Raw genomic sequence first — 7991 nt, forward strand, 5'->3', positions numbered from 1 at the left:
GGCCGGCCGAGACCGTGCCGCAGGACATGATCGCCGTGCCGTTCGGGCCGCTGTTGCGTTTCGCCGTCGTCGCCACCCCGGGCTATTTCGCCGGCCGGACGCGGCCGCAGGTGCCCGGCGACCTGATGGCGCACAGCTGCATCCGCATCCGGATGCCGAGCGGCACGCTGTATCGCTGGGAGTTCGAGCGCGCGGGCGAGACGCTGGCGCTCGACGTGCCCGGGCCGGTCATCCTCGACGAATCGACGCTGATGCTGGAGGCGACGCTGGCCGGCGCCGGCATCGGCTATCTCGCGGAATGGTCGGCGCGGGACCACATCCAGGCCGGGCGCCTGGTCCGGGTGCTGGAGGATTGGTCGCCATCCTTCCCCGGCCTGGCCCTCTATTATCCCGGCCGCCGGCACGTGCCGGCCGGGCTGCGCGCCTTCATCGATCTGATCCGCGAGGTCGATTCCGGGCGCAACGCCGCAGCGGCCTCACATCAAGGCACCGACCGGGCGATTTTGTCCTAGGATGGTGGTCACAGCATTGGGGATATCAGCGACCATGCCAGGACAGCGCGAGCCGACACCGTGAAGCCGGAGGATTTCGACGGGCTGCCGCCCCAGCTTGACCCGCGGCGCGACCCCTGGCGCCCGGCGATCCGGCCGCTGCCGCCGGGCCGGGCCGTGGCCGCGATCGGTGACGTGCACGGCCATGCCGGGCTGCTGGCGGCGCTGCACGACCTGATCGCGGCGGAATTCGCCGCCCTGCCCGCCGACACCGACTGCACGCTGGTCCATCTCGGCGACCTGGTCGATCGCGGGCCGGAGAATCGCCGGTCCCTGGCGCTGGCCCGCGAGGGCATCCCGGGCGTGGAGACCGTCACCCTGCTGGGCAACCACGACGACCGCATGCTGACGGTGCTGGACGACGTGTCGGACCAGCAGGGGCTGGAGTTCTGGCTGACCTATGGCGGTGACAAGGTGCTGCGCGAATGCGGCGTCACCGACATGCTGCACCATGACTGGCGGTCCCAGGTGCGGTCGGCGATCGGGCCGGAGATCCTGGGCTGGCTGCGCGGCTGCCCGGTGACCCACCGCATCGGCGACCTGCTGTTCGTCCATGCCGGCATCGACCCGGAGGTGCCGCTGGCGCAGCAGGAGCGGCAGACCCTGCTGTGGATCCGCCGGCCGTTCCTGGACTGGACGAGCCCCTTCCCCGAGGGCGTCGCCGTGATCCACGGCCACACCCCGGTCGACCGGCTGGACCTGGACCACCCGCACCGCATCGATGTCGACACCGGCGCGTTCCACAGCGGCTGCCTGTCGGCCGTGCTGATCCATGGCGACCGGATGCGCGGCCTGCGGGTGTGGAGAGTCTGAGAGGCCGCTCTGAGGGCCTTACCCCTCGGGCTGGTCGTCGCGGAAATACGGTTCGACCGTGCCGTTCATCTTCATGGTCAGCGGGTTGCCGCGCCGGTCCAGCGCCTTGCCCATGGACAGCCGCACCCAGCCTTCGCTGACGCAGTATTCCTCGACATTGTGCCGCTCGGCGCCGTTGAAGCGGATGCCGACGCCCCGCCGCAGCGCAGCCTCGTCGAAATGCGGGCTGTTTGGGTTGTTCGACAGGCGGTCGGGCGGGGTCTGGGTCATCGGCGGCGGCCTTCGGAAAAATCGGTGCGTTCGCCGGGTGATACCCCGCGGCCGCGGCGATTCCAAGGCATCTGCGCCGCCGGCCATTGGCAAGGGGCCGGCGATGCCGCTATCGATAGAGCGCTTGGCCCGGATGGAGACGGATGATCATGGCGCATGCAATGACGGTGAACACCCCGCGCGGCCCGGGGCCGCTGCCGAACGCGGCACTGGACACCGAGGCGATCCGGCAGGCCCGCATCGACCTGGCCGCCTGCTTCCGCATGGCCGCCCGGCTGGGCTTGGCCGAGGGCATCTGCAACCACTTCTCCGCCCTGGTGCCCGGCCATTCCGGCCTGTTCCTGGTCAACCCCTATGGCTATGCCTTCGCCGAGATCACGGCCTCCCGCCTGCTGATCTGCGATCTCGACGGCCATGTCGTCGCCGGCGAGGGCGAGCCGGAGGCGACCGCTTTCTTCATCCACGCCCGGCTGCACATGAACAAGCCGAACGCGACCGCCGCCTTCCACACCCATATGCCCAACGCCACGGCGCTGAGCATGCTGGAAGGGCCGCCGCTGGCCTGGGCCGGGCAGACCGCACTGAAATTCTACGGCCGAACCGCCGTCGACGAGGCCTATGGCGGCCTGGCCCTGGACACGACGGAGGGCGACCGCATCGCCGCGGCGATGGGCGACGCCGATGTGGTGTTCCTGAAGAACCACGGCGTGATGGTGACCGGGCCGACCATCGCCGAGGCCTGGGACGATCTGTACTATCTCGAACGCGCCGCCGAGGCCCAGGTGAAGGCCTTGAGCACCGGCCGCCCGTTGCTGCCGGTCCCGCCCGATGTGGCACGCCGCACCTATGAGCAGATGCGCGAAGGCGACGCCGAGAGCGCCCGGCTGCACCTGGACAGCGTCAAGCGCATCCTGGCCCGCGAAGAGCCTGATTTCGCGGACTGAGAGTCGCGGAGCGATCGGATTTCCGATCGCTATTCAAGGGAACGGACAGCGTCCCCTTCCTGTCATTGCCGGGCTTGACCCGGCAATCCAGAGGATGTCGACAGTCTCTGGATGCCCGGATCAAGTCCGGGCATGACAGCATAGGGAAAGGGTCGAGCAGCAATCGTCTGCGCCCGCACTGCGCCTCTCAGTGCGCGCGAGCCTGCACCAGGTAAGCCTGGATGGTCTTTTCGCCGAGCGACCGGCAGGCCTCCAGCCGGTGCAGGCCTTCGACCAGGACGAAGCGCTTGCCGTCGAAGCGCACCAGGATCGGGGCGTCGTGGCCGACCTCCATGATGCTCTCGGCCAGCGCCGCGACCTTCTGCGGATCCAGGGTCAGGCGCCGCTTCGTCGGCACATAGATATCGGCGATCACCACCGGCTTCGCCCGCAACGTGCTCATCCCGCCCGCTCCATCCCGAATGGCCGCAAACGGCAGATTTATCACCATTCCCCTGGCCGTGGCCTCTCGAAATTCTGCCATCGAATTCAGTGTAAGAAAAAATGGATCTCAACCGATCCTCGAAGAATATTTTCGACGAACTCCAAAATCATGGACGAAGTATTCTACTGACACATCGAATAATTCTCGGTACAATTAGACGTCTTTTTGATCCCGCGATCAGCGCTTTCAGATCGAAATCACCCAACGATCACATCAGGATACTGGGTGTTTCCCGGCCCTGCCGGTGCGCCGGCCCCGTCCCTCCTGCCAGGTGTCGTTGATGAAGCCCAAGATCGTCCAGACCTTCGAAGAACGGCTGCAGACGGCTGCCGATGCCCGCCAGAACGCGCTGCAGCTGTTCCGGGCCAAGTGCCGGCCGGACGATCCGGCCGTGATCGCGCGGCAGGTCGAACGGCAGGCCGTCAGCGCCGCCCGCACCGCGCGCCAGGCCGAACGGGCCAAGACGGATGCCGAAGAGCTGGCCCGCCGGACCGAGGCGCTGATCATCCAGAAGGCCGAACAGGCGGCCCAGAAGGCGGAACAGACCGCCCTGGACGCCGAACTCAGCGCCGCCGCGGCCGAGCGCGAGGCGGTGGAGGTGGTCGAACGCAAGGCGGCACGCGACGCCCGCTACGCCGCCCGCAAAGCCCGGCGGTGAGGATCGACGCCACGCTGCCGGATCTCTCCTCCGGGAATCATTCGCCTGGGGCTGGACTGCTCTAGCCCGGGCTTTGCCCGGCCAGCCGCGGCAGCAGCCGGGCCCAGCCGACCAGGCCGTCGCGGAACCGCTCCAGCCGGAAGAACTCGTTCGGGGCGTGGTAATCCTCATCGGCGGTCGAGAAACTGAAGAACACCGTCTCGACGCCCAGGTGCTTTCGGAAGATGGCGCCGATCGGGATGGTGGCGCCCATCGCCACCCGCAGCGGCGGCTGGCCGTACAGCTCGCCCAGCACCGCCTCGGTCATCGCCAGCACCGGCTGGTCGGCCGGCAGCGAGAAGGCCTGCGACCCCGGCCCCTGGCGCCGGATCTCCAGCCCGAACCCGGCCGGGGCGTGCTGTTTGAGATGGGCCTCGATCGCGGCAAAGACCCGGTCCGGCTCCTGCCCGGCCACCAGGCGGCAGGTGATCTTGGCGCCGGCCTTGGCCGGGATCACCGTCTTGGTGCCGGCGCCGTCATAGCCGCCGGTGATGCCGTTCAGCTCCAGCGTCGGCTGCAGCCATTGCCGCACCAGCAGCTCTTCCACTGTCGGCATCGGCTGCGGCGCCTGGGCGCCGATGGCGGCGAAATAGCCCTGCGGGTCGAAGCCGGAGGCACGGATCGCGTCGATCAGCTTCGGGTCCGGCGGGGTGATGCCGTCATGGAAGCCCTCGACCGCGACGCCGCCGTCATCGGCATGCAGCGTCGCCAGCAGCCGGGCCAAGGCGGGCAGCGGGTTGGGCGCGCTGCCACCGTGCCGGCCGGAATGCAGGTCCTTGCCGGCGCCGTGCAACTCCAGCTCCAGCGCCAGCATGCCGCGGCTGGCGACGGTGACGGTCGGCAGGTCCGGCCGCCACATCGCGCCATCGGCCGACAGCACGACATCGGCGGCCAGGCGCTTGGCCTCGGCCGCGACCAGCGCCTCGAGATGGGCGCTGCCGCACTCCTCCTCACCCTCGAACAGGAATTTCAGGTTCACCGGCAACTGGCCCTGGCTTTCCAGGAAGGCCTCGGCCACCAGCAGCGGGATCAGCGACGGGCCCTTGTCGTCCGAGACGCCGCGGGCGTAGAGCCGGCCGTCGCGAATCGTCGGCTCGAAGGGCGGCGAGGTCCACAGCTCGACCGGGTCGGGCGGCTGCACGTCGTAGTGGCCATAGACCAGCACGGTCGGAGCGCCGGGGGCGCGGCACCATTCCGCCACCACGGCCGGATGGCCCTCGGTCGGCAGGATCTCGACCCGCTCCAGCCCCGCCTTGCTCATGCGGTCGGCGACGAAGCGTGCGGCACGCTCCACCTCTGCCTTGTAGGCGGGATCGGTGCTGACGCTCGGGATCGCGCAATACTGCTTCAGTTCCTCGACGGACCGCTCGAACCGATCCAGCAGCAGGGTTTCGACCGTGCTCATTTTCCTCCGTCCACGCTCAGCACCTGGCCGGAGATCCAGCCGGCGGCATCCGAGGCGAAGAACAGCACGGCAGCGGCGATGTCGTCGACCGTTCCGAGCCGATGCAGCGCGATCGCCTGGAGCAGCCGCGCCTGGCCCGCCTCGCCCATCGCGTCCCACTGCCGCTCCGTCGTCGGGTTGGAGCGGACGAATCCGGGCGCGACATTGTTCACGGTGATGCCCCAGGCCCCCAGCTCATGCGCCAGCTGGCGGGTCAGGCCAATCTGCCCGGCCTTGGCGCTGGCATAGGCCTGGATCCCGGTCAGGCTGACGCCGAGGCCGGCGCCGCTGGAGATGTTGACGATGCGGCCGCCGCCGCGGCGCTTCATGCCGGCCGCCACCGCCTGGGCGCACCAGAACGCGCCGGACAGGTTGACGTCGAAGATCGACTGCCAGGACGCGGCATCGATCTCCTCGATCGGCCGGCCGACCTGGCCCAGCACGCCGCCTGCATTGTTGACCAGCACATCGACCGCGCCATCGGCCGAGGCCGCCTCGGCCTCCGCCACCAGTGCCTGCACCGCCGCACGGTCGGTGATGTCGATGGTGCGCACCGCCCCACCCGCTCCGAGCAGCGGTGCCGTCTCCGCCAGCCCGTCGGCCTGCCGGTCGCAGGCCCAGACCCGCGCGCCCTGTTTGGCAAAGGCGGCGGCGATCGCCCGGCCGAAGCCATGCGCGGCGCCGGTCACGATCACCGTCCGCCCGGTGAAATCCTGGTTCATCAGGAGCCTCCTGTCTCAACTGTCTCGTTGCAGGATTTGTCGATCTTCTCCACCAATGTCATGCCCGGACTTGATCCGGGCATCCAGAGACTGTCGATATTCTCTGGATTGCCGGGTCAAGCCCGGCAATGACAATAAAGTGGGATTTGCAACTGGTGGACCATGTTGGGGTCGCCGGGGCGAACCCAACCTACGGACCGCGTTAGGCGGTCGCCGTTTCCAGCTCGTCCAGCAAGGACAGCGCCATCTCGCGCCGCCCGGCCTCGATGTCGTGGATCAGGCCGATCAGCCGGCTGGTGATCGGGGTCGGCACGCCGTGCTGCGCCCCGACCTCGGCGACCGGGCCCAGCTGGGCGTCGACCTCGGTCGGGCGATGCCGCACGGCCAGGTCGCGCCAGATGCCGGAATGGCTTTTCGCCGATTTGCGGTTGTGCGCCACCATGTCGTCGAACGACTTGGTGATCGCCTCGGCCGAGGCGCCGGGGCGGAAGGCGGCGGGATCGAAGCCGTCGAACGGCTCCAGCCGGATGTTCTCGGCGGCGGCGACCGTGCCGACCTCCTGCGCCAGCCGGGTCAGCACCGGGCGGTATCGCGGCGACGCCAGCACATCGGCGATCGACTCCGGCGTCACCGCCGTGCCGAACAGCAGCGCGCCATAGATCAGCTTGCTCCAGAGATAGCCCCAGATGTTGTCGCTGAGCACGGCGTTGGGCTCGAAGCCCAGCAGCAGGCTGTGCAACCTTTCGATCCGCGGCGTCCGCTCCCCATCCAGCTCACCGACCACGACGGCGCCGCGGCCACCATGCAGGATCACGCCCGGCTCGAGGTAGTCGGCGCCGAAATTGACGAAGCTGCCGATCGTGCGGGCCTTGCCGATGCGGGCGGCGATCACCCGCTCGTTCAGCCCGTTCTGCATCGACACGACGTTGCCGCACCCCGCCAGATGCGGGGCCACGGCCTCCATCGCCGCGGCGGTGTGGTGCGCCTTGACGCACAGGAAGATCTGGTCGAACTGCCCCGTCACCGCATCCGGCGTCACCGCGCGGGCCGGCACCGTGTATTCGTCGAGCGGGCCGGTGATGCGCAGGCCATGGGCATTGATCGCGGCGACATGGTCGGCGGCCTGGTCGACGAACAGGATGTCGGTGCCGCGCCGGATCAGCGCCGCGCCGATCGAGCCGCCGATGGCGCCGGCGCCCCAGATCAGGATCGGGGTCGCGGCGGTCATGCCCAGGGTCCTTCCAGCAGGGCGCGGGTCTCGGTCACCGCCACCGACCACAGCGCCAGCATCTCCGCGTCCGACCGCTCGTAATGGCCGCCGAAATTGCCGTCGCCGAGATAGGCCTTCAGCGCCTCGGGCGCCATCAGCCGCATCCGGGCGAAGTCGATCATCGGCTTGCGCTGGGTCGGCTGCTCGACCCCCGGCAGCCGGGTCCAGGGGAAGTTCTCCATCCAGGAGGCGTGCGAGGCCTCGGTGTCGATCTCCTGCACCTTGGCCCAGGTCTGCGGCGCGTTCCACCAGGCATGGTACTTCACCGCTGCATCGGCATGTTCGGTCATCCACTCGATCGCGACCGAATGCGCTGGCTGGTTGCCGCCATGGCCGTTGACCAGCAGGATGCGGCGGAAGCCGGTGCGGTACAGGCTGTCCAGCACGTCGCGCACCAGCCGGGCATAGGTCTCGACCCGCAGGCTGACCGTGCCGGGATAGGCCAGGAAATACGGGGTGATGCCATAAGGCAAGGCCGGGAACACCGGCACGCCGAGCGGCTCCGCCGCCTCGACCGCCACCCGCTCGCTCAGGATGCTGTCGACCGACAGGCTCAGGCCTGCATGCTGCTCGGTGCTGCCCAGCGGCAGCACGGCGCGGTCGTCATGCTGGAGATAGGCCTCGACCTGGTTCCAGTTCATCTCGCTGATCTTCACGACAGGACCTCACTCGGTTCGGCTGCATTGGGTTCGGGGGCCGGGGGTTCGGGGGAAGGCGCGGCCTCGGGCGTCAGCAGCGGCACGATCTGCTGGTCGACATCCACCGGGTCGGGACTGTGGCGGTATTCGATCGCCCG

Annotated in this window: 10 protein-coding genes; 4 read left to right on the plus strand and 6 right to left on the minus strand. The window is 69.0% G+C overall.

The genetic code is table 11. The annotated features are described in order from the left end of the window. Both AC3XYG_RS38510 and AC3XYG_RS38515 read left to right on the plus strand, forming a co-directional pair. On the plus strand, positions 1 to 512 hold a 512-nt coding region (locus tag AC3XYG_RS38510; protein ID WP_489145195.1), incomplete at its 5' end, for a LysR substrate-binding domain-containing protein. A gap of 60 nt (positions 513 to 572) precedes the next feature. Beyond that, entirely contained in the window at positions 573 to 1364 is a 792-nt protein-coding gene (locus tag AC3XYG_RS38515) for a metallophosphoesterase (RefSeq protein WP_489145196.1), read from the plus strand. A gap of 18 nt (positions 1365 to 1382) precedes the next feature. On the opposite strand, the gene AC3XYG_RS38520 is transcribed toward AC3XYG_RS38515, so the two are convergent. Further along, complete coding sequence (locus AC3XYG_RS38520) at positions 1383 to 1634, minus strand: DUF3297 family protein (protein WP_489145197.1); 252 nt, start codon at positions 1632 to 1634, stop codon at positions 1383 to 1385. 149 nt (positions 1635 to 1783) lie between these two features. Here AC3XYG_RS38520 and AC3XYG_RS38525 point away from each other — a divergent pair, with 149 nt between their 5' ends. After that, positions 1784 to 2578 (plus strand): aldolase, encoded by a 795-nt coding sequence (locus tag AC3XYG_RS38525; RefSeq protein ID WP_489145198.1) that lies wholly within the window; start codon positions 1784 to 1786, stop codon positions 2576 to 2578. Positions 2579 to 2765: 187 nt separating this feature from the next. On the opposite strand, the gene AC3XYG_RS38530 is transcribed toward AC3XYG_RS38525, so the two are convergent. Then, entirely contained in the window at positions 2766 to 3020 is a 255-nt protein-coding gene (locus AC3XYG_RS38530) for a ParB N-terminal domain-containing protein (protein ID WP_489145199.1), read from the minus strand. Positions 3021 to 3342: 322 nt separating this feature from the next. Here AC3XYG_RS38530 and AC3XYG_RS38535 point away from each other — a divergent pair, with 322 nt between their 5' ends. Beyond that, a complete protein-coding gene (locus tag AC3XYG_RS38535; protein WP_489145200.1) occupies positions 3343 to 3720 on the plus strand; it encodes a DUF6481 family protein in 378 nt (125 codons plus the stop codon). Between the two features lie 61 nt (positions 3721 to 3781). On the opposite strand, the gene AC3XYG_RS38540 is transcribed toward AC3XYG_RS38535, so the two are convergent. The 4 genes from AC3XYG_RS38540 to AC3XYG_RS38555 all read right to left on the minus strand — a co-directional run bounded on the left by AC3XYG_RS38540 (position 3782) and on the right by AC3XYG_RS38555 (position 7851). Continuing rightward, the gene (locus AC3XYG_RS38540) at positions 3782 to 5164 is read right to left on the minus strand and encodes a dipeptidase (RefSeq protein WP_489145201.1); all 1383 of its coding nucleotides are present in this window, start codon (positions 5162 to 5164) and stop codon (positions 3782 to 3784) included. Beyond that, a complete protein-coding gene (locus AC3XYG_RS38545; protein ID WP_489145202.1) occupies positions 5161 to 5925 on the minus strand; it encodes an SDR family NAD(P)-dependent oxidoreductase in 765 nt (254 codons plus the stop codon). Before AC3XYG_RS38545 ends, AC3XYG_RS38540 begins: the two co-directional genes overlap by 4 nt. A 202-nt stretch (positions 5926 to 6127) precedes the next feature. Beyond that, positions 6128 to 7153: a ketopantoate reductase family protein gene (locus tag AC3XYG_RS38550; RefSeq protein ID WP_489145203.1), complete on the minus strand. Its 1026-nt coding sequence runs from the start codon at positions 7151 to 7153 to the stop codon at positions 6128 to 6130. Continuing rightward, positions 7150 to 7851 (minus strand): creatininase family protein, encoded by a 702-nt coding sequence (locus tag AC3XYG_RS38555; RefSeq protein ID WP_489145204.1) that lies wholly within the window; start codon positions 7849 to 7851, stop codon positions 7150 to 7152. The genes AC3XYG_RS38550 and AC3XYG_RS38555 overlap by 4 nt, the downstream gene beginning before the upstream one ends. Between the last annotated feature and the right edge of the window lie 140 nt (positions 7852 to 7991).

It is taken from the genome of Inquilinus sp., assembly GCF_057815775.1.

Excerpts from the sequence above, each read along its gene's own strand:
- AC3XYG_RS38525 (WP_489145198.1), top strand. The coding sequence starts at position 1,784 with ATGGCGCATGCAATGACGGTGAACACCCCGCGCGGCCCGGGGCCGCTG.
- AC3XYG_RS38535 (WP_489145200.1), top strand. The coding sequence starts at position 3,343 with ATGAAGCCCAAGATCGTCCAGACCTTCGAAGAACGGCTGCAGACGGCT.
- AC3XYG_RS38550 (WP_489145203.1), bottom strand. The coding sequence starts at position 7,153 with ATGACCGCCGCGACCCCGATCCTGATCTGGGGCGCCGGCGCCATCGGC.
- AC3XYG_RS38530 (WP_489145199.1), bottom strand. The coding sequence starts at position 3,020 with ATGAGCACGTTGCGGGCGAAGCCGGTGGTGATCGCCGATATCTATGTG.
- AC3XYG_RS38540 (WP_489145201.1), bottom strand. The coding sequence starts at position 5,164 with ATGAGCACGGTCGAAACCCTGCTGCTGGATCGGTTCGAGCGGTCCGTC.
- AC3XYG_RS38545 (WP_489145202.1), bottom strand. The coding sequence starts at position 5,925 with ATGAACCAGGATTTCACCGGGCGGACGGTGATCGTGACCGGCGCCGCG.
- AC3XYG_RS38520 (WP_489145197.1), bottom strand. The coding sequence starts at position 1,634 with ATGACCCAGACCCCGCCCGACCGCCTGTCGAACAACCCAAACAGCCCG.